Genomic DNA, 20592 nt, shown 5'->3' on the forward strand with positions numbered 1-20592 from the left:
ACCACCGCACCACGCGACCGCCGCGCACCGCGCGACACCACCGCACCACGCGACCGCCGCGCACCGCGCGACACCACCGCACCACGCGACCGCCGCGCACCGCGCGACGCCCCAGCACCACGCGACCGGACCGCCGGATAAGGTGACGAGCGGTGCCGCACGCACGCCGACCGGCGGTGCGCGACCCACCGCCACGCGTCCCAGGGAGCGACGATGACCGAGAGCCGATCCGACTACGACCCGACACGGTTCCGCGACGTGTTCGAGGGCAGTTACACGTACGCGAACGGCTTCGCCCGGAACACCCATCGCTTCGCCGACCGGCCGGCGCTCCGCGAGCCCGAGACCGACCGCTCGTGGACCTACGCCGAGCTCGGGGACGCCGTCGACCGCATCGGCGGCTGGCTCGTCCGGCACGGTGCAGGGCACGGGTCCGTCGTCATGGTCGAGCTCCTCAACTCCCCCGAGTTCGCGATGCTGTACCTGGCGTGCCACCGGATCGGCGCCGTTTTCTCGCCGACGAACTTCCGGCTCGCCCCCGACGAGGTCGCGTTCATCATCGAGGACTCCGCTCCGGTGGTGATCGTCCACGACGTCGCCCGACGTGGCGAGATGGCAGCGGCGCTCGAGACCGCAGCGCACGCTCCCGAGCACGTGGTCACGGTCGGCGGCGAACGCGACGCAGCCCACGACCAAGGCCAAGCCCAAGACCACGACCGCGACCGCGACCACGACCGCGACCACGAACAAGGCCACGACCACGACCGAGACGCCGCCGCAGCTGCCCCCTCCTTCGCGGACCTGCTCGCCGCAGACCCCGTCACCGCCGACGAACTCGCAGCCACCGAACCGCGCAGCACGTACGACGAGACCACCCGGCTGTACACGTCCGGCACGACGGGACGGCCGAAGCCGGTGCCGCTCCCGAGCCTCGTCGAGGTGCTCAGCGCACACGACGTGATCATGCACTTCCCGCTCAGCCCGTTCGACAAGACGCTCAACATGTCGCCGCTGTTCCACCGTGGCGGCCTGTACTCCGGCGGCCCGAACCCGGTGTTCTACGTCGGCGCGGAGCTCACCACGCTGCGGCACTTCGACGCCGACGTCGTGCTGGACCTGGTCGAGTCCGAGCGGCTGACGTTCCTGATCGGTGCGCCGCCGAACCTCGTGCAGCTCGCGAACGCCCAGGAGCGCCGGCCCCGCGACCTGTCGTCGCTGCACGGCATCGTGACGATGGGGGCACCGCTCGACCGTGCCGCCGCACTCCGGTACCAGGAGCTGCTCTCGCCGCGGATCTTCAACGGCTACGGCACCACGGAGACGTTCTGGAACACGTTCCTCCGACCCGAGGACTTCCCCGACGGTGCCGGCTCGACGGGTCGGGCGTCGACCGACGACGACGTCGCCGTGGTCCGCGTGTACGAGGACCGGCTCGCCGAGCCCACCGACACCGTGCCGAAGGACGGCTCCGAGATCGGCGAGTTCGCGGTCCGGACCGTGAAGTCGGGCTACTCGTACCGGAACCCCGGGCTCGAGGCGGAGAAGTTCGCGAACGGCTGGTTCTACCCGGGCGACCTCGCCACGTGGGACGAGCACGAGCGGGTGACGATCGTGGGCCGCAAGGACGACATGATCATCTCCGGCGGCGAGAACGTGCACCCCGTGCAGGTCGAGGCGGTGCTGCAGGAGCACCCGGGCGTCGCCGACTCGATCGTGGTCGGGGTGCCGGACGAGCGGTGGGGCGAGGTCGTCTCGGCGTACGTGATCCGGGCGCCCGAACGGTTGCCGGAGGACGACGTCGCCGCGGCGGCGGTCCTCGAGGAGTGGACCGGATCGCACCCGGGTCTCGCGCGGTACAAGCGGCCGCGGCGCTACCGCTTCGTGGACGAGCTGCCGTACAACGCGACCGGCAAGAAGGTGCACTACCTGGCGAACGCGACGGCAGCCGAGGACCAGGCGGCCGGCCGGTTCATCGAGGCGTAGCGACCGACAGGCGTAGCGGCCGACAGGCGTCGCGCCAGCAGCGTCGCGACAGCGACATCACGCCGGCGACGTCGCGCCCGGCAGGCGGGACACACCTGCCTGGAGGCCCGTGGCGCCGCCGCCACGCGCCAACCGCCCGTCAGCTGGTCGCGTCCACCCCGCGGCGCGGCGCGTTCCGGGCGAACAGGCCCGGCAGCAGCCCACCGATCTTCGTCCCGATGCACAGGCTGACGAAGGTCGCGAGCGGCGTCGCGAGGGACTCCGGGTCGAAGGTCGCGACCGCCACGAGCCCGACCGTCCCCGGTACGAGCAGCAGGAACGCCGGGAAGAACGACACGGTCGCCGGGATCGCCGGCACGAGCCGTTCGAGCAACCGCGTCGCGACGAACAGCAGCGCGGCCGCGGCGCCGGTCGCGACGACGCTCCCCCACAGCGGCGTCGTCCCACTGACCAGGGCGTAGGCGGTGACCATGACCGCCACCGACACGAGCGTCAGCCGCCACCCGGACCGGAAGACCAAGCCGAGCCCGATCGCCAGGACCACCACGGCGACCCACGACACCCAGTAGGACGGCACCGACTCCCACCCGGCCAGGTCCGTGCCGACGCCGGCGACCTCGCCGACGAGCGCCGCCGAGGACGGGTCGACGTGCAGCCCGGTCAGCGCACTGCCCGAGGCGATGCCGGCGGCCATGAACCCGAGCATGATGAGCCCCTGCACGAGCCGCGAGGAACCGGTGACGATGTCGGCCGCCGTGAGCTCGAGCAGCGCGTTCGTGATGAGCGCTCCGGGGACGAACACCGCGACGGGGGCGCACACCGCGAAGAGCGGGACCTGCTCGAAGCCGGTGCTCGCCGCGACCAGCCCGACGATCGTCGTCGATGCGAAGGCCGCCAGGAACGGGATGATCGCGACGGCCTCGCGGAAGCGTCGGAGCACCAGCCCGATGACGCCGACGAGCGCCCCGACGACGAGTGCGACGAGGATCGCCCACCACGGGCACCGGAACACGACGGCGAGCCCGGCGGAGGTCAGCGCGTTGCCGAGGATCCACGGCAGCGCTGGCGGCGGGACGGTGCCGGCACGGATGGCCCGGACCCGCGCGGGGATCTCGGCGAGGGCGATGGAACCGCTCTCCAACCCGAGCACGACCCGGTTCGCACGGGCGGCCTGCCGGGAGGACAGCTCGACACCCTCGGCGTTCACGATCGTGGCGGCCCCGGTCGAGACCTCGCTCACCATCACGAGCGCCGGCAGCACGCCGATGGCCAGCGTCGGACCGACCCCGGCGGCGTCCCGCGCCTTCTCGAGCGCCGAGCGGACGTCGGTGACGGAGCTGCCGGCGTCGAGCAGCAGCGCGCCGAGCGTGCCGAGGAGCATGCCCACCGGGACGGTCTCGCCGTCGACGACCTCGACGTGGGCCTCGGGCCGACGGAGGGCGTTCTGCAGGTTGGCGAGTGCGCTTCCGAGTCCGACCACGCAGGCGATGTTAGCGATCGAGCGTGGCTTCGATGACCACGTTGTCGACCGATGCGGAGCCGTCGGGTCGTTGCAGGCACGTGATGAGCAGGAGCCGACCGGGCTCGTCCGCCCAGACGTCCGCGTCCGCCGCGACGGTCGCCTTGGTGATCCGCTCCGAGCCGGTCACCGTCCACCGGGCGTCGCCGATCCGGACGCTGCTGCCGACGGCGACCTCGGAACGCTGACCGTCGACGTCGATGAGCAGGTTCCCCGGGCCGATCGCGCCGTTCCGCAGCGAGTGCATCACGACGAACACGGTGCCGTCTGCGCGGTCCGCGAGGCCGACGCCCGTGTTCCGCACGCGGTATGCCTCGCTGAACCCCGGCGGGGTGATCTGTCCGTCGACCGCGTCGAGTTCGCCGAGCGGGACGTCGAGTCCGACGGACGGGACCTCGAGCCGGTCGCCGGTGTCCGTGACCGCGTTCGAGGCCGTTGCCGCTCCACCGGACTCCCCAGGGTCGAGCGTGACGTGCTTGCCGTCGAGGGACGTCCCGGTGATCGCCGTCGGCGACGCGGATCCGGTCGTCGCGGTCACGACGCCCACCACGCCGACGACGAGCGCGGTGACCGCGACGGTGGCGACGCTCCAGAGCAGCGCACCGCCGCGACGGCGGCGGTCGCTGCGCGACGTGGTGGGTGGCGTGCTCATGGTGCGTTGGTCCTCATGGTGCGTGGGTGCTCATCGTGCGTGGGTGCTCATGGTGCGTTTCCGGGGTGGTGACCGATGTGTCGGACGGGAGGCGCGCCTCCCGTCCGACACGAGCGGTACGGGGTCCGCGGGGCGGGCTGCACCGCCCTGCGGACCCCGGTGGGTCAGTGCTGCTGGGTGACGCGGCGGCGGTACGCGACGAACGCGACCGAGCCGAGGGCGATGACGCCGAAGGCCGACAGCCCGATCCACGGCAGCGCCGAGGTGCTGCTGGCGACGGTGCCGCCGGTGTTCACGGCCGCGCCGGTGGTGACGGCGGTCGTGGTGTCGACCGGGTCGATGACGACGACGCCGTCAGCGGTGACCGTGATGGCGAGCGAGACGACCGCGGTGCCGTCGGAGGACTCCACCGCGATGGTGTGCGTGCCGGCCGGGGTCGCCGTGGGGATGACGACCGAGGTCGCGAACGCACCGTCTGCGTCCGTGGTGACCGAGCCGAGGACGACCGGGTCACTGTGCAGCACGATCGAGTACCCGGTGTCGGCAGGCAGGCCCGCGGCGCGCAGCGGCACGGCGTCGCCGACCGTGAAGGTCGTGGTGCCGCCGGTGCTCAGCGACGGGGCCGGCGCGGGTGCCGGGGTCGTCGGGTCGGTCGTCGGGGTCGTGCCGGGCTCGCTGGGCTCGGTCGTCGGCTCCGGGTCCGTGGTGGGCTCGGGATCCGTGGTGGGCTCGGGATCCGTGGTGGGCTCCGGCGCGGTGGTGGGCTCCGGGTCCGTCGTCGGCTCCGGCGTCGTGGTCGGCTCCGGGGTGGCTGGCTCCGTCGTCACGGGCGTCGTCGGCTCCGGGGTGGGCTCCTCGGCTGCCGTGTACGTGATCGCGATCGGCTGCGGCTTCTTGGACGCGGCGTCGTTCGCACCCGAGCTGTACCAGTACGAGCTCTGCCCGGTCTCGTTCTGGAAGTCGATGAAGTCGGCGGGCCACGAGCCCCAGTCGGCGTTCGTCTTGTTGATGGTCGTCGCCGAAGCGGGCTCGACGCCCTTCCAGTCGGGGCTCACGGTGATGCCCGTGCTCGTGACGTCCACGTCGGTCAGGGTCGCGAGGTGCACCGTGCGCGGGGTCAGCGGCGCCCAGGAGCCACCGTCGCGCGAGGCCGCGTAGCCGGAGGCCGTCGCGGTGAGCTCGCCGGTGCCGTCCGCGGCGACGTGCAGCTGCGGGTCCTCCGCCGACCAGTACGTCATGCCACCGTAGAACGCGACCGTGAAGCCGCCGTCCCAGGCGATGTCCGCAGTGCCGGCCGCGGCGTCGACGGTGCCCGTGCCGTCGGCCAGGGTCAGCACGCCACGCGTGGTCGTCGCCGGGGTGACGGTGGTGCCGTCGCCCGTCTGGCACTTCGTGGCGAAGGTCGGGGTCGTCGTGCCGCCCGCGCTCGTCGGGTAGGCGATGGAGACGTTGCCGGCCGACGCGGCGTACCCGGGCGACGGGTTCGTCGCGGTCCACGGGGCGGAGGCACCCGAGTTCCCAGCGACCCCGGCGGACAGGAAGTTGCAGCCGCCGAAGTAGGCGCCGGCGTTCGCCTCGTTGCTGAGGCTCCAGGACAGGGACGCGTCGGTGACGTCGGCGGAGGCGGCGTTCGCCGGGGCGGCGCCGATCGCGGCGGCTGCGGCGATCGTCGCGCCGAGGGCGACGGCGGTCGCGCCGGCGGCCAGACGCCGGGCGCGCGGTGTGGACAGGTGCATTCGGGTGGTCTCCAAGTTTGGGTAGCCTTACCTAACCCCCTGAGCATATGGACAGAAGTAAGGTAAGGCAAACCTAATCTCGACACAGTCGGGCATGCGAGTGCGCCCTGGTCGCTCTCGCGAGACGCGTGCTGGTACCCCCGGAGGGACTCGAACCCTCAACTCAGCGATTTTAAGTCGCGTGCCTCTACCGATTGGGCCACGGGGGCGGGCCGCAACAGCCTACCGACGCACGAGAGGCGGCCACCCACGAAGGGTGACCGCCTCTGATGCGAGCGAGACTGCTACTTGACGTCGGCCTTCACCGGCTCGGCGTCGTTGGAGACGTCCTTCGCGGGCTCGCCGTACGCGGGACCAGCGGCACCGGCGGGCTTGCCCTCTTCAGGAGCAGTCGTGGGCTTCGCAGCCTCGACCGGAGCGGCAGGCGCCTCGGCAGCGGGCTTCGGACGGGACGCGAACGCCTCGAACGCGGCACGGGGGGTCTCACGGTCGTCGAGCGACGCGATGTCGCGGCCGAGGAAGAAGCCGCCGACCCAGTCGCCGATGACGCGCCACTTGCGCTCCCACGAGGGCATCGCCATGCCGTGGTAGCCGCGGTGCGCGCCCCAGGCCAGGAAGCCCTTCATGGCGAACTTTCCGGACTGGAACACACCGATACCGAGACCGAGGCCCGCGACGGCGCCGAGGTTCTCGTGCTTGTAGTCGATCGTCGCCTCGCCACGGAGGGTCGCGACGACGTTCTTCGCGAGCTGCTTCGCCTGACGGACGGCGTGCTGGGCGTTCGGCACGCAGAAGCCGCCGACGCCACCACCCGTGAGGTCCGGCACGGCCGCGACGTCGCCGCAGGCCCATGCGTCCGCGATCACGCCGTTGTCGTCCACGACGCGGAGGTCGGGCTGGACACGGATGCGGCCGCGCTGCTCGAGCGGGAAGTCGGTGCCCTTGACCATCGGGTTCGCCATGACGCCAGCGGTCCAGATGATGAGGTCGGACGGGATCGTCTCGATCGCGCCGTCGCTGGTCTTCAGCTCGCAGATGCCGCCGACGGCCGAGGCCAGCTGCGTCTCGAGGTGCACGTTCGCACCGCGCTGCGCCAGGTTCTTGAGCACCCAGTGCGAGGTCTCCAGCGAGACCTCGGGCATGATGCGGCCCATCGCCTCGACCAGGTGGAAGTGCGTGTCGTCGAAGGACAGCTGCGGGTAGCTCTTCAGCAGGTCGGTGACGAATGAACGGAGCTCGGCGAAGACCTCGATGCCGGCGAAGCCACCACCGACGACGACGACGGTCAGCAGGCGGTCACGCTCGGGACCGGCCGGCAGGTTCGCCGCCTTGTGGAAGTTCGTGAGGATCTTGTCGCGGATGGCCGCGGCTTCCTCGATGGTCTTGAGGCCGATCGCCTCGTCCGCGACGCCCGGGATCGGGAACGTGCGCGACACCGCACCGGCGGTCATGACGATCTGGTCGTAGGACTCCTCCCACGCCTCACCCTCGGACGGGGTGATCGTCGCCGTCTTCGTGGCGTGGTCGACCTTGGTGACCTTCGCCGTGACGACGCGGGTGTGCTTGAGGTGGCGTCGGTGCGACACGACCGCGTGACGCGGCTCGATCGAACCGGCAGCGACCTCGGGCAGGAAGGGCTGGTACGTCATGTACGGCAGCGGGTCCACCATGACGACCTCGGCTTCGCCCTGGCGAAGGTGCTTCTCGAGCTTCCATGCGGTGTAGAAGCCGGCGTAACCGCCGCCGACGACGAGGATCTTGGGCACGGGGGATGATCTCCTTGGGTGGGGGTTTCGGAGTCGAGTCAGACTTCGCCGCCACCCGCCCCGACTCCAGCGTCTGCACCGTCATCATACGCCCGGCACTCACACCGGGAGGGCGACCAGTCCGCGCGCTCGAGCGCGAGGTCGCCGATGGGGTTGACGCCGGGTCCGGCGGCGAGGGCGTGACCGACGAGCGCGTGCAGGCACTTCACGCGGGTGGGCATCCCACCAGCGCTGATGCCGACGATCTCGTCGACGTGTTCGATCGACTCGCGATCGGCCAGGTAGGCCTCGTGGGCCGCGAGGTACGCGGCCGCGGTGGTGTCGTCCTCGAGCAGGGCTGCCAGCTCGGGCATCACCTGGTTGGCCTCGAGGGTGCTGACCGCAGCGGTGGCCGCGGGGTGGCACAGGTAGTAGAACGTCGGGAACGGGGTGCCGTTCGACAGCCGGGGCTTCGTGGAGACGACCGTGGGGTTGCCACAGACGCAGCGTGCCGCGATCCCGATGACGTCGCGCGCCGGTCGGCCGAGCTGCGCCGACACGACCTGGACGTCGCGGTCGGAGGGCGGGTCGAAGGGAGGGGTCGTCACGGGAACGTGAGCCTACCGGAGTCGCGGCGCCCCTCGCACCGTCGCGCTGGACGGCTTACTTGCTCTCGCCCGTGCCGGACACGTCGGGGGCGACGAGGTCCGCCGCGGTCTCGTCGGTCAGACCGGACTGCAGCACAGAGGACAGCATCGCCTGCACCCAGTCGACCTTCGGCGTCTGCACCGTGCTGCTGACCGGGGTCCCGGAGTCGGTGGTCGGCGTGGCCTCGGCCTTCCGGTTCTCGGTCCCCATCACGAGGTAACTCTCCTCGCCCGGGTACACGTAGAGCAGCCGGTCACGGGCCTGCGCCTCGATGTAGGCCGGGTCGTCCCAGCGTGCGACGTCCTTCTTCTTCTGCGTGACGTCGGCCTTCTGGCTGGCGACCTCGCGCTGCTGCTGAGCGATCTGCTCCTGCTGCTGGATGAGCGTCCGGAGGGACGGGGCGAGCACCACGACGAAGAGCACGATGATCGCGAGCATGAGCAGGCTGAAGCCGGAGAAGTGGATCGAGCGGTACCAGGGCTGCGCGGACGTGCCGCCATCGGGCATCGCCACGGGGACGCGGCGGACGCGGGGCTTCTGGTTCGGCACGTTCCGACGATAACCCGGCGGTGGCGGTCGGCGCGCCACCGACGCGGCCGTTCGGCGCCCTCTCAGCGTCGCGCGGCGTCCGGTCGAGGCAGCCGGGAGGCGCGGCTCCGACCCGCCCGTCCGTCCCGCACCTGGAGTGGTCACCACACACCGCCCGGCGCACGTCCGGTGGTCACGTCCTGTCGGCCGGGCCCGGGCCAACCGACGACTCGTGACCACTCGACGCAGCGCGCGCGGCACGTCCTGACCGCTCGGCACCTCGGGGCCGCACACACGACGAGACGCCGCCCTCCCGGAGGAGGACGGCGTCTCGGTGCTGCTGCGGGTACTGCTGGCCGGGCTGGTTACAGCGCGGCGGCGCGGGGGAAGGCCGAGCGACCCGCGTAGACCGCGGCGTCGCCGAGCTCTTCCTCGATGCGGAGGAGCTGGTTGTACTTCGCGACACGGTCCGAACGAGCCGGGGCGCCGGTCTTGATCTGGCCACCGTCGACCGCGACCGCGATGTCCGCGATCGTGGTGTCCTCGGTCTCACCCGAGCGGTGCGACAGGATCGAGGTCAGGCCGTGGCGGTGCGCCAGCGAGACCGCGTCGAGGGTCTCGGTGAGCGTGCCGATCTGGTTCACCTTGACGAGGATCGAGTTCGCGGCCTTCTCGTCGATGCCCCGCTGCAGACGCTTCGGGTTCGTGACGAACAGGTCGTCGCCGACGATCTGGACCTTGTCGCCGAGCTCGGCGGTCAGGTGCGACCAGCCCGCCCAGTCGTCCTCGGCCAGCGGGTCCTCGATCGTGACGAGCGGGTAGTTCGCGACGAGGTCGGCGAAGTACGCGGTGAACTCCTGGCTCGAGAGCTGCTTGCCCTCGAACGAGTACTTGCCGTCGTGGAAGAACTCGGTCGAGGCGACGTCGAGGCCGACGGCGATGTCCTTGCCCGGCGTGTAGCCGGCCTTCTCGATCGCGGTCAGCAGGAAGTCGAGCGCCGCGCGGTTCGACGCGAGCTCCGGCGCGAAGCCGCCCTCGTCGCCGAGGCCGGTCGCGAGGCCCTGCTTCTTCAGCTCGCCCTTGAGGGCGTGGTAGGTCTCGACACCCCAGCGGAGCGCCTCGGAGAAGCTCTCGGCGCCATAGGGCACGAGGAAGAACTCCTGGATGTCGACGTTGGTGTCCGCGTGGGCACCACCGTTGACGACGTTCATGAGCGGAACGGGCAGCGTGTGCGCGTTCGGGCCGCCGAGGTACCGGAAGAGCGGCAGGTCGGCAGAGTCGGCGGCGGCACGGGCCACGGCGAGCGACGCGCCGAGGATCGAGTTCGCGCCGAGGCGGGACTTGTTCTCGGTTCCGTCGAGCTCGATGAGCGCGGCGTCGACGAGGCGCTGGTCGGTGGCGTCGAAGCCCTCGAGCGCCGGGCCGATCTCGTCCAGGACGGCGTCGACGGCCTTGAGCACGCCCTTGCCGCCGTACCGCGAGGCGTCGCCGTCGCGGAGCTCGTACGCCTCGAAGGCGCCGGTGGAGGCGCCGGAGGGGACCAGGGCGCGGGACACGACGCCGTCGTCGAGGAGGACCTCGACCTCGACCGTCGGGTTGCCTCGGGAATCGAGGACTTCGCGTGCGCCTACGGCATCGATCAGGGCCACGGGGTACTCCCTACACATTGGTTGTGGTGATTGCGGAACCGATCCTAGCGAGCCGCGGTGGACACGACGTCGACGATGACGTGACGCTGTGGAGAACTCAATCGAGCGGGCGGAACTCCACACCCTCGAGCGACGCCGTGTCCGCACCGATGGTCGCGAAGGCCGAGAACCCCTGCGTGGCGAGGCCGGCGAGCAGGTTCTTGGTGTTCTTGGTCCGACGTTCGAGCCGTACCCGCCGGTGCACCGCGAGCGCCTCGGTCTTCAAGGCGGCGAGCCGGACCGGGTCCACGTCCTTGTCGTACACGAGCACGACCGCGTCGGACTCGGCGGACTCCGGGAGCGTCACGAGGTCGACGAGCCGCTCGAAGCCGAGCGAGAAGCCGACGGCCGGGACTTCCTGTCCGAGGAACCGGCCGATCATCCCGTCGTAGCGACCGCCACCACCGAGGCTGTAGCCGAAGTCGGGGTGCGCGACCTCGAAGATCGTCCCGGTGTAGTACCCCATGCCGCGCACGAGCGTCGGGTCGAAACGGAGGTCCACCCCCGGGAGTGCCGCGCGCAGCCGGAGCAGGTCGGCGAACGCGTCGGCGTCGAGCCAGTCGGCACCGTCCACCGAGGACCAGTCGGCGGCCTCGAGCGCCCGGATGGTGTCCTCGAGCCCGGGGAGCTCGACCCCGACGGAGGCACGGAGTTCCGCCGCCACCCCGCCCGGACCGATCTTGTCGAGCTTGTCGATCGTGATGAGCGCGCGGTCCGCCGCGGTCGGGTCGGTGATCCCCCAGGAGGCCAGGAGCGCGAGGAGGATCCGTCGGTCGTTGATCCGGATCGTCGTCCCGGTCACCCCGAGCGCGTCGAGCGCGGCCGTCGTCGCGCGGATGAGCTCGATCTCGGCGAGCTGCCCGGGCTCACCGAGGATGTCGATGTCGCACTGCACGAACTGCCGGTACCGGCCCTTCTGCGGGCGCTCGGCACGCCAGACCGGCGCGATCTGCACGGAGCGGAAGACGCTCGGGAGCTCAGCGCGGTGCGAGGCGTAGAAGCGCGCGAGCGGCACGGTGAGGTCGAAGCGCAGCCCGAGGTCCGCGAGGTCGAGCGGCGCCTCGGCTGACCGCAGGTCCTCGGTGCTGAGTCCGCGCTTCATCACGGCGAACGCGAGCTTCTCGTTGTCCCCGCCCAGTCCGGAGTGGAGCCGCGCGGCGTCCTCGACCACCGGGGTCTCGATCTCGTCGAACCCGTGGCGGGAGTACACGTCACGGACGACACCGAGCACGTGTTCGCGCCGGGCCTTGTCCGCCGGGAGGAAGTCACGCATGCCACGGGGTGCCGTCACGGTCGTCGCCATGCGGTCAATTCTGGCAGACGGCGAAGTCAGGGTTGCGCGTGGTCCGACCCACTGATACATTGAATGCAGAACCTCGGTCCAGAGAGTGCCTGATCCACTCTCCAGATCGATCGCGTGGGCACCGTGCTGCAGTGTGCCCCGCGGTTCGAGTGGGCTCTTGTCGACACCTCTTCCCTGGTGGTGCCGCTGCCCACTCACGGGCGTCCTCCTTTTTTCGGGTTAGGAGGGCGCCCGTTCTCCGTTCCCGGAGGGTCTCCAGTCCTGGAGGCTCTCCGTTTCCTGGACCCTCGCGACTCGACCGCCAGTCACTCCGCCGCCGGTCACTCCGCCGCGCGACCCGCTGCCTCGAGCGCGGTGACCGCAGCCCGCAGACTCGCGACCGGATCGATCCCGTCGCCGACCGCCGCGGCGACCGAAGCCAGCATCGCGGTCCCCCACGCGGGGTCGACGGTCCCCACCCCGTCGACCGCAGCCGACGCTCCGGACGCAGCACGGGCCTCCCGGCCGGCGCCCGACCCGACGACCGACGCGACCACCGCGTCGACGTCCCCACGCTCCTGCAGCCGTTCCAGCAGCTTCACCGTCCGCTCCAGTGGGGGCATCGCCCGCGGCACTCCGTCGAAGGCGCTCCGGCGCGCGGACTTCTCGGCGGACTTCGCGGCGCGCCACACGCGGACGACCTCGTCGACGGTGTCCGCGGTCTCCTCGCCGAAGACGTGCGGGTGCCGCCGGGTCATCTTGTCGCGGACCCCGGCGGCGACGTCCTCGAGGGTGAAGTCCCCCGCGCGTTCGGCGATCCCGGCGTGCAACACCACCTGGTAGAGCACGTCGCCGAGTTCCTCACGGACGTCGTCCGGGGTGCCGTCGTCGATCGCGTCGACGAGTTCGTACGACTCCTCGACGGCGTACCGGGCCAACGAGGCGTGGGTCTGCGCACGGTTCCAGACGCAACCACCGTCCTCGGCGAGCAGGCGGTCGACGACGGTGACGAGGTCCGAGACGGCGGTCATCGCGCCATCGTGTCACGCTGCACCCCCGACCGGTCGGTGTCGGTGGACGGCCGGTATGCTGTACGTGGCGTGTCGGGAAGTCTGGTCGACGGACCATCACCCGACCCATCGAGACGGAGTTCCATGTCGTCAGTCATCCGTTCCCCTCGGTTCAGCGCCGTCGCCCTCCTCACCGCAGCGGTGCTCGGCCTCGTCGTCGCGAACACCGCGCTCGGCCCCGGACTCGAGCGGCTCCTCGATGCGCACCTGCCGCTCGGCGCCGTCGGCCTCGACCTCTCGATCGCGCACTGGATCAGCGACGGGCTGCTCGCGGTGTTCTTCCTGCTGGTCGCGGTCGAGCTGAAGCACGAGCTCGTCGCCGGTGAGCTGTCGAACCCGAAGACCGCGATCGTGCCGGCGATCGCCGCGGTCGGTGGCGTGCTCGTCCCCGCCGGGATCTTCCTGCTCGTGACGGCCGGCACGCCCTTCACGCACGGTTGGCCGATCCCGACGGCGACGGACATCGCGTTCGCGCTCGGGGTCCTCGCCATGTTCGGTCGCGGCCTGCCGTCGGGCATTCGCGTGTTCCTGCTCGCGTTGGCCGTGCTCGACGACCTCATCGCGATCCTCATCATCGCCGTCGTGTTCGCGCACGACACGGACTTCCTGGCCTTGGTCGGCGCCGCGGTCGCCCTCGTGCTGTTCTGGCTGCTCGGCCGGATGCTCCGTCCGGGCCGTGCCGGTCAGACGTGGATCATCGTCGCGATGGTCGTGCTCGGCATCGCGACGTGGTGGTTCGTCTACCACTCGGGTGTGCACGCGACGATCGCCGGCGTTGCGCTGGGGCTCGTGCTCCCCCGCCGTCCGGGACACACCCTGCACGAGAACGTCGAGCCCTGGTCGAACGCGATCGTGCTGCCGGTGTTCGCGTTCGCGTCGGCCGCGGTGATCATCCCGTCCGTGGGTCTCGGCGAGCTCTCCCCCACCTTCTGGGCCGTCGTCATCGCGCTGCCGGTCGGCAAGGTGATCGGCATCACGCTCTTCGGCGCCGTCGCCGCCAGGCTGTTCCGGACGCCCGGTCGGTCGTCGCTGTCGTTCTTCTCGATCATCACGGTCGGGGTGCTGGGCGGCATCGGGTTCACGGTGTCCCTGCTCATGAACGAGTTGGCGTTCGCCCGCAACGAGGAAGTCCTCGACGAGGGTGTGCTCGCCGTCCTGGTCGGCTCCGGGATCGCGATGGTGGCGTCGGCCGTCGTGGTGACCCTGCGCGCGCGGGCGTACCGCGGTCGGCGCGAGCTGTCCGAGGCCGAGGCGACGGAGTAACGCGGGCCGCCGCGGCGCGGCGCGCTGGCGCTGGCGCACACCCGCTTTGCGACAGAACACGCGTCGATCGCGTCGTGCTTCGTCGCGAACCGCGTGTACGTCGCGCACGCACCACGCACCACGCACGCGCCCCACTACCGGACTGGAGGCGCGGTGCGGGCCCGCCCCGCGCCTCCAGGCCGGCAGCGACTCGCGTCTACGCGGCCGGGGCCTCTGCCGGGGTCGTCGCGCCGTACACGGCGGTCAGGATGCTCTCGACCCACTGGATGAGTGCGTCGTCCGGCAGCGCCTGGTCGTTCGGCCGGGGCAGCGGGATGCTCGCCGCGTTCTGCTGCGGGAACCACCGTGCGCCCGGGAACATCCGCTTGAGCCGCACCTGTGACGAGTCGGCGAGCTCCTTGCCCGCGACGCGCAGGTTGGAGCCCATCACGACGACGTCGGACAGGCCGACCTGCTGCGCCATCCGACGCAGACGAGACACCTCGACCAGCGTCTGCACGGCCTGCGGCGGCTGTCCGTAGCGGTCGGTGAGCTCGTCGAGCACCATGTCGATGGCGTCCCGCTGCGCCGTCGGGGCCGAGGCCGCCGAGAGCTTCTGGTACGCCTCGAGGCGGAGCCGCTCGGACTCGACGTAGTCCTCCGGGATGTGCGCGTCGACGGGGATCTCGAGCCGGAGCTCGGTCTGCCCCTCGGCCACGTCCCCGCGGAACTGCGACACCGCCTCGCCGATCATCCGGAGGTACAGGTCGAACCCGACGCCCGCGATGTGGCCGGACTGCTCGCCACCGAGCAGGTTGCCGGCGCCGCGGATCTCGAGGTCCTTCATGGCGACCTGCATGCCAGCGCCGAGCTCGTTGTTCGCGGCGATCGTCTCGAGGCGGTCCTGTGCGGTCTCGGACAGGGGCTTCTCGGAGTCGTAGAGGAAGTACGCGTACCCACGCTCGCGGCCACGACCCACACGGCCGCGGAGCTGGTGGAGCTGCGACAGGCCGTACTTGTCGGCCTTGTCGATGATGAGGGTGTTCGCGTTCGCGATGTCCAGGCCGGTCTCGATGATCGTCGTCGACACGAGGACGTCGAACCGACGTTCCCAGAAGTCGACCATGACCTGCTCGAGGGTGCTCTCGGACATCTGCCCGTGCGCCACGGCGATGCGGGCGTCCGGGACGATCTCGGCGAGGTGCGCCGCGACGCCCTGGATGTCCTTCACGCGGTTGTGCACGTAGAACACCTGGCCCTCGCGGAGGAGCTCACGGCGGATCGCTGCGGCCACCTGCAGGTCGGACTGCGGCCCGACGAACGTCAGGATCGGGTGCCGGTCCTCTGGTGGGGTCGCCAGGGTCGACATCTCGCGGATGCCCGTGACCGCCATCTCGAGCGACCGCGGGATCGGGGTGGCCGACATCGCGAGGACGTCGACGTTCGTCTTGAACTTCTTCAGCTGGTCCTTGTGCTCGACGCCGAACCGCTGTTCCTCGTCGATGATGACGAGCCCGACTTCCTTGAAGGTGATGCCCTGCGACAGGATCCGGTGGGTCGCGATGACGATGTCGACGGTGCCGTCGGCGAGCCCGGCGATGGTCTCCTTCGATTCCTTCTCGGACTGGAACCGGCTGAGGGCGCGGAGGTGCACGGGGAACCCGGCGAACCGCTCCTGGAAGGTCTCCATGTGCTGGCGGACGAGCAGGGTCGTCGGCACGAGCATGACGACCTGCTTGCCGTCCTGCACCGCCTTGAACGCGGCACGGATCGCGACCTCGGTCTTGCCGTAGCCGACGTCGCCGGACAGCAGGCGGTCCATCGGGATCGGCCGCTCCATGTCGCGCTTGATCTCGTCGATCGTGGTGAGCTGGTCAGCGGTCTCGGCGAACGGGAACGCCTCTTCCAGCTCGCGCTGCCACGGGGTGTCCGGGCCGAACGCGTGCCCCTTCGACGCCATCCGCGCCGAGTACAGCTTCACCAGGTCGACGGCGATGTCGCGGACGGCCTTGCGGGCCTTCGACTTGGCGGCGGACCAGTCCGAGCCTCCCATCTTGGACAGGGTCGGGGACTCACCACCGACGTAGCGGGACAGCTGGTCGAGCTGGTCGGTCGGCACGAAGAGCTTGTCGCCCGGGTAGTTCCGCTTCGACGGCGCGTACTCGAGCACGAGGTACTCGCGCTGCGTCTTCACGGCGTTGCGCCCACCGGAGCTGACCTCGCGGCTCACCAGCTCGACGAACTTCCCGATGCCGTGCGTGGCGTGCACCACGACGTCGCCCGGCTTGAGCTGCAGCGGGTCGACGACGTTCTTGCGTCGGCTCGCGAGCTTCTTGACCGTGCGGGCGCCCTGCTGGACGCTCCGGCCGTAGAACTCCGCTTCGCTGAGGACCGCGATGCGCGGATCCGGGGTGGCGAAGCCGTGCTCGACGGTCGCGGTCGTGACGATGGCCACACCCGGCTCGGGAGGCGCGGTGAGGGCTTCGGCACGGGCTGCGACGCCGGCGTCGGCGAGGACCTGCACCGCCCGCTCGACCAGACCCTGCCCCTGAGCGGTCACCACGACCGCCCACCCGTCATCGGTGAGCGCCTTGACGTGCGCGATCGCGCCGTCGGCGCTGCCCGCGAAGCTCGGCACGGCCTCGGCGCGGACGCGGATGTACTCCCCCGCCTCGGCTGCCGCCTCGGCGTCGGTGAGGACGCGCGCGGTGTCGCCCTCGTCGAGCCCGGAGTCGAACGGGGACACCGTCCACCAGGTCCGCTGCCCGCGGGTGTTCTTGAGCTGCTGCACGGTGAGGAAGTTGCCGGCGTCGAGGTCGATCGGCGCCTGGGCCCCGGCGACCGCTGCGCTCCACGCGGCCTGCAGGAACTCGGTGTTCGTCTCCGCCAGGCTGTTCGCCCGGCCGTTCACCCGCTCGGGCGAGAACACCGCGATCGTGGCGTCCTCGGGCAGGTACGACGTCATCGGCACGAGGTCCTGCACGAGCGCGGGGGCGAGGGACTCCATGCCCTCGACCGGGATGCCCTCGGCGATCTTCGCGAGCATCTGGGACAGGTTCGGGAACTCGTGCAGCATCTCGCGCGCCCGCTGTCGGACGTCGTCGCTGAGCAGGAGTTCGCGCGAGGCGGTGAGCTCGACCGAGCCGAGGTCGTCCTCGGTCGTGCGCTGGTCGGCGACCGAGAACGCCTTGATGGCCTCGATCTCGTCGCCGAAGAAGTCGACACGCACGGGGTGGTCCGCGGTCGGCGGGAAGACGTCGAGGATGCCGCCGCGCACCGCGAACTCCCCGCGTCGGGTGACGAGGTCGACCCGCGCGTACGCCATGTCGACGAGCTTCGCGGCGATGGCGGCCAGGTCGTTGCCGCGCGAGTCGGTGCGGAGCAGCACCGGCGCGAGCGAGGTGAGGTTGGCGGCGATCGGCTGCAGCGCTGCGCGGACGCTCGCGACGACGATGGTGGTGCGGCGATCGGCAGCGTCGGCCGCCGACCACGCTGCGAGCCGCCGCAGCGTCGCGATCCGGGTGCCCACCGTCTGGGCGCTCGGGCTGAGACGCTCGTGCGGCAGGGTCTCCCACGCCGGGAACTCGAGGACGTCGGCTTCGGGGACGTAGCTGCCGAGGGCGTCGCGGACCGCCTCGGCCTCACGCCCCGTGGCGGTGATGACGAGGACGCACTGCGGGCCGTTCCGCTCGGCGATCAGGGCCCCGAGGAGCGGGACCCGCAGACCGTCGACGACCGAGAAGTCGGCGTCGCGAGGCGCGGCGCGGAGCACGCGATCGAACGCGGAGGCGCGCGAGAGCGCAGGGATGATGCCCGAGATCGTCACTCAGGAGATGGTACCGGCCACGACCGACAGTGCTCGCGACGGACTCAGTACTGGCCGGGTTCGAGGTCATCCGGCGGGGACGTCGGCGCGGCGTCGCCGTCCCGCCGCGCGGCGCCGCCGTTCCGCCGCGCGTCGTCGCTGTTCTGCCGCGCGTCGTCGCTGTTCTGCCGGATGACCCGACGCGTCAGGATGCGCGCGGTGATCGCGAACGTCAGCCCGATCACGGCCACGATGATGACGGCCACGTGCTGCACCGGACCGGTCGTCGCCAGGACCACAGAGCCCACGCCGTGCATCAGGACGGGGCGTGCACGCGCTGCTGGGCGGCGAGGAGTCCGACCTCCGCGATCGCCTCGACGGCGTCGGCCGCGTCGGACAGCAGGTTCGGCAGCGTCTTCTTCTCGGCTGCGGCGAAGTCACGCAGCACGTAGTCGGCGGGGTCCTGACGACCGGGGGGACGACCGATCCCGACCCGCACCCGCATGAACTCGTTCGTGCCGGTGGCCTTGATGATGTCGCGCAGCCCGTTGTGCCCGCCGTGACCCCCGCTGCCCTTGAGGCGGACGGTGTCGAACGGCAAGTCGAGCTCGTCGTGCACGACCACGAGGTCGGCCGGCGTCGCGCTGTAGAACCCGAGCACCGAGGAGACCGGCCCACCCGAGGTGTTCATGAACGACCCGGGCTTCGCGAGCACGAGTCGTGTGCCGCCGGGCACCAGGCGTCCCTCGGCGACGTGGTTCGGCGTCTTGTGCTTCTTGAACGTCGCGCCCATGCGGGCAGCGAGTTCGTCGAGGACCATCTGGCCGACGTTGTGGCGGTTGCCGGCGTAGCCGGGCCCGGGGTTCCCGAGCCCGACCACCACGAGCGTGTTGCCCGTCATCAGCACTCCGCCATCAGCGTCGACCAGATGTCCAGCGACTGGTGCTTACTCGGAGTCCGCGGCGCCCTCGGCACCCGACTCGGCGCCGGCCTCGGCCGAGGCCTCGTCGGCGGCGTCGTCGTCAGCGGTGCCACGCGGGGTGACGATCGCGACGACGAGTGCCTCGGCGTCGGTCTCGAGCTCGGCGCCCTCGGGGAGCTCGAGCTGGGCGGCGTGGATCTGCACGCCGTCCTCGAGGCCCTCGACGTTGACGACGACGTGCTCCGGGATGTCGGTCGCGAGGACGAGCAGCGAGACCGTGTTCAGGTCCTGCACGTGGATCGTGCCGGAGAAGGACTCGCCCTCGATGACGACGGGCACGTCGACCGTGACCTTCTCGCCGCGGCGCAGCACCACGAGGTCGATGTGCTCGATGATCTGGCGCACCGGGTCACGCTGGACGTCCTTGACGAGGGCGAGCTGGGCAGCACCCTCGATGTCGAGGTCGACGACCGCGTTGGCGGTACGGACGAGCAGCATGGTCTCGTGACCGGGCAGCGAGATGTGCTGCGGCTCGGTGCCGTGGCCGTAGACCACTGCGGGGATCTTGTCGGCGGCGCGGAGCTTGCGCGCTGCACCCTTGCCGAACTTGGTGCGGACGTCCGCTGCGAGCTTCGTGTAGTCGGCCATGGTGCCTCCTGGTCTCGGGGGTCGACACCGGCGGTCCGGCGTCGTGGGGGTCTGTGGTGTTGCAACTCGAACGCGTGCACGCGTGAGGAACGTTCCCTGGACTGGGCCGGGTCTCCCACCGCGTCGATCACGGCTGCGCGTGCGCAGCCCTCGCCGAAGTCAGTCACCGAGTCTAGCAGGGTCGTTCCGGGCGTGTCGTACCGTCAGCGGCCGAGGCTCCGACGGTGCTTCTGAGCCGCCGCCAGGAGTTCCCGCGCCTCGTTGCTCGCCGCTTCGGCATCGTCGCGCGCCCGTTCGGCCCGCTCGACGTCGGCCTCGGCCTGCTCGAGTTGTCGCTGGAGGTCTGCCCGGTGGTCCTCGGCCTGCTCGAGGGCGGTCTCAGCGGCGTCGAGTGCGGCGTCGGCGTCACGGGACTCGGCTCGCGCCGTCGTCTCGGCCTGGCGTGCGGCCTTCCGGTCGGCGGCCGGGTCGCGCTTCGGCTCTGGTTCGGCTTCCGGCTCGGGTTCGTCCTGTGGTCGCGTCCCCGTCGGCCTGGAGGCGCGGCTCGCCTTCCGCGCACCCCTCGCCTCCGAGATGGGGATGGGTGGGGCATCGCTGCCGGACCAGGCGTCCGGCACCGCGTCGGGATCCGCGAGCGCCCCGTCCAGGTCGACCTCGTCGAACCCCACGCTCTCCAACGGCGTCACGAGCAGCCCCGACCGCACGGCCGCGCCCGCGTGTGGGTCCGCCATCGCCGCCTCGATCGTCGCGCGCACCTGGTCGAGCACGGCAGGGGTCACCGGGTGTCCGGCGTCGGAAGCCAGGTCCGCCCCGGCCTGCGCGAGGGCGTCGACCACGCCCGAGCGCTGCTGCCGGAGCTTCCGGATCTCGCCGGGGTCGGCATCCTGCTGGGCCTTCCGCAGGGCCGGCCCGAGATCGACTGCCTCGTCGAGGGCGCCCTCGTGCGCGAGCAGGTCGATCACCCACGCCGCGGGCGCCGGCTTCCGGAGCTTCCCGATCGCCGTCGCCAGGTCGCGGTCGTCCTTCCGCGCGGCCCGTTGCCGTGCCGTGCGCTCGGCGACGAAGTCCCCCGGCGCGACGAGCAGCAGCTCCCTGGCGACGTCCTCGAACTCCATGCCCTCCAG

The 20592-nt window shown here is 71.2% G+C and carries 16 protein-coding genes and 1 tRNA gene; 2 read left to right on the forward strand and 15 right to left on the reverse strand.

Going from position 1 to position 20592, the window contains the following annotated elements; all coding sequences use genetic code 11:
* Nucleotides 1–213 precede the first annotated feature (213 nt).
* Nucleotides 214–1983 carry a class I adenylate-forming enzyme family protein gene (locus EDF19_RS02700; RefSeq protein ID WP_123679376.1) on the forward strand — a complete coding sequence of 590 codons (1770 nt, stop codon included), beginning with the start codon at nucleotides 214–216 and terminating at the stop codon, nucleotides 1981–1983.
* Between the two features lie 139 nt (nucleotides 1984–2122).
* Here the strand turns inward: EDF19_RS02700 and EDF19_RS02705 are convergent, their stop codons facing one another.
* From EDF19_RS02705 to EDF19_RS02750, 10 genes are all read right to left on the reverse strand, one after another.
* Nucleotides 2123–3463, reverse strand: a complete 1341-nt coding sequence (locus tag EDF19_RS02705) for a threonine/serine exporter family protein (protein WP_123679377.1) — start codon at nucleotides 3461–3463, stop codon at nucleotides 2123–2125.
* 10 nt (nucleotides 3464–3473) lie between these two features.
* The gene (locus EDF19_RS02710) at nucleotides 3474–4154 is read right to left on the reverse strand and encodes a class F sortase (RefSeq protein ID WP_123679378.1); all 681 of its coding nucleotides are present in this window, start codon (nucleotides 4152–4154) and stop codon (nucleotides 3474–3476) included.
* Between the two features lie 164 nt (nucleotides 4155–4318).
* The gene (locus EDF19_RS19340; RefSeq protein WP_260216867.1) at nucleotides 4319–5905 is read right to left on the reverse strand and encodes a procyclic acidic repetitive family protein; all 1587 of its coding nucleotides are present in this window, start codon (nucleotides 5903–5905) and stop codon (nucleotides 4319–4321) included.
* Nucleotides 5906–6022: 117 nt separating this feature from the next.
* Nucleotides 6023–6099 (reverse strand) — tRNA-Leu (locus tag EDF19_RS02720).
* A gap of 75 nt (nucleotides 6100–6174) precedes the next feature.
* Nucleotides 6175–7656 carry an NAD(P)/FAD-dependent oxidoreductase gene (locus tag EDF19_RS02725; protein ID WP_123679379.1) on the reverse strand — a complete coding sequence of 494 codons (1482 nt, stop codon included), beginning with the start codon at nucleotides 7654–7656 and terminating at the stop codon, nucleotides 6175–6177.
* Between the two features lie 38 nt (nucleotides 7657–7694).
* Nucleotides 7695–8243 carry a DUF501 domain-containing protein gene (locus tag EDF19_RS02730; RefSeq protein ID WP_123679380.1) on the reverse strand — a complete coding sequence of 183 codons (549 nt, stop codon included), beginning with the start codon at nucleotides 8241–8243 and terminating at the stop codon, nucleotides 7695–7697.
* 55 nt (nucleotides 8244–8298) lie between these two features.
* Nucleotides 8299–8832: a septum formation initiator family protein gene (locus tag EDF19_RS02735; protein WP_123679381.1), complete on the reverse strand. Its 534-nt coding sequence runs from the start codon at nucleotides 8830–8832 to the stop codon at nucleotides 8299–8301.
* 344 nt (nucleotides 8833–9176) lie between these two features.
* A complete protein-coding gene (gene eno / locus EDF19_RS02740) occupies nucleotides 9177–10460 on the reverse strand; it encodes a phosphopyruvate hydratase (RefSeq protein WP_123679382.1) in 1284 nt (427 codons plus the stop codon).
* A 97-nt stretch (nucleotides 10461–10557) separates the two neighbouring features.
* The gene (gene hisS / locus EDF19_RS02745) at nucleotides 10558–11802 is read right to left on the reverse strand and encodes a histidine--tRNA ligase (RefSeq protein WP_123679383.1); all 1245 of its coding nucleotides are present in this window, start codon (nucleotides 11800–11802) and stop codon (nucleotides 10558–10560) included.
* A 320-nt stretch (nucleotides 11803–12122) separates the two neighbouring features.
* Nucleotides 12123–12812: a MazG family protein gene (locus tag EDF19_RS02750; RefSeq protein ID WP_123679384.1), complete on the reverse strand. Its 690-nt coding sequence runs from the start codon at nucleotides 12810–12812 to the stop codon at nucleotides 12123–12125.
* A gap of 123 nt (nucleotides 12813–12935) precedes the next feature.
* On the opposite strand from EDF19_RS02750, the gene nhaA reads away from it, so the two are divergent.
* Nucleotides 12936–14114 carry a Na+/H+ antiporter NhaA gene (gene nhaA, locus EDF19_RS02755; protein WP_123679385.1) on the forward strand — a complete coding sequence of 393 codons (1179 nt, stop codon included), beginning with the start codon at nucleotides 12936–12938 and terminating at the stop codon, nucleotides 14112–14114.
* A gap of 196 nt (nucleotides 14115–14310) precedes the next feature.
* Here the strand turns inward: nhaA and mfd are convergent, their stop codons facing one another.
* The 5 genes from mfd to EDF19_RS02780 form a co-directional block, all read right to left on the reverse strand.
* Nucleotides 14311–17919, reverse strand: a complete 3609-nt coding sequence (gene mfd, locus EDF19_RS02760) for a transcription-repair coupling factor (protein ID WP_123679386.1) — start codon at nucleotides 17917–17919, stop codon at nucleotides 14311–14313.
* Between the two features lie 44 nt (nucleotides 17920–17963).
* A complete protein-coding gene (locus EDF19_RS02765; protein ID WP_148071013.1) occupies nucleotides 17964–18206 on the reverse strand; it encodes a hypothetical protein in 243 nt (80 codons plus the stop codon).
* Between the two features lie 8 nt (nucleotides 18207–18214).
* Nucleotides 18215–18799 (reverse strand): aminoacyl-tRNA hydrolase, encoded by a 585-nt coding sequence (gene pth / locus EDF19_RS02770; protein WP_123679388.1) that lies wholly within the window; start codon nucleotides 18797–18799, stop codon nucleotides 18215–18217.
* A 45-nt stretch (nucleotides 18800–18844) separates the two neighbouring features.
* Nucleotides 18845–19468: a 50S ribosomal protein L25/general stress protein Ctc gene (locus EDF19_RS02775; RefSeq protein ID WP_123679389.1), complete on the reverse strand. Its 624-nt coding sequence runs from the start codon at nucleotides 19466–19468 to the stop codon at nucleotides 18845–18847.
* A 203-nt stretch (nucleotides 19469–19671) separates the two neighbouring features.
* Nucleotides 19672–20583, reverse strand: a complete 912-nt coding sequence (locus tag EDF19_RS02780) for a hypothetical protein (RefSeq protein WP_123679390.1) — start codon at nucleotides 20581–20583, stop codon at nucleotides 19672–19674.
* Nucleotides 20584–20592: the final 9 nt, after the last annotated feature.

The organism is Curtobacterium sp. PhB115 (assembly GCF_003752025.1).
In the GTDB taxonomy this organism is placed as follows: Bacteria; Actinomycetota; Actinomycetes; order Actinomycetales; family Microbacteriaceae; genus Curtobacterium.

What these genes read in the sequence shown, in the direction of transcription:
- EDF19_RS02700 (WP_123679376.1), top strand. Translation starts at nt 214, where the DNA reads ATGACCGAGAGCCGATCCGACTACGACCCGACACGGTTCCGCGACGTG.
- EDF19_RS02710 (WP_123679378.1), bottom strand. Translation starts at nt 4,154, where the DNA reads ATGAGCACGCCACCCACCACGTCGCGCAGCGACCGCCGCCGTCGCGGC.
- hisS (WP_123679383.1), bottom strand. Translation starts at nt 11,802, where the DNA reads ATGGCGACGACCGTGACGGCACCCCGTGGCATGCGTGACTTCCTCCCG.
- EDF19_RS02750 (WP_123679384.1), bottom strand. Translation starts at nt 12,812, where the DNA reads ATGACCGCCGTCTCGGACCTCGTCACCGTCGTCGACCGCCTGCTCGCC.
- nhaA (WP_123679385.1), top strand. Translation starts at nt 12,936, where the DNA reads ATGTCGTCAGTCATCCGTTCCCCTCGGTTCAGCGCCGTCGCCCTCCTC.
- pth (WP_123679388.1), bottom strand. Translation starts at nt 18,799, where the DNA reads ATGACGGGCAACACGCTCGTGGTGGTCGGGCTCGGGAACCCCGGGCCC.
- EDF19_RS02775 (WP_123679389.1), bottom strand. Translation starts at nt 19,468, where the DNA reads ATGGCCGACTACACGAAGCTCGCAGCGGACGTCCGCACCAAGTTCGGC.
- EDF19_RS02780 (WP_123679390.1), bottom strand. Translation starts at nt 20,583, where the DNA reads ATGGAGTTCGAGGACGTCGCCAGGGAGCTGCTGCTCGTCGCGCCGGGG.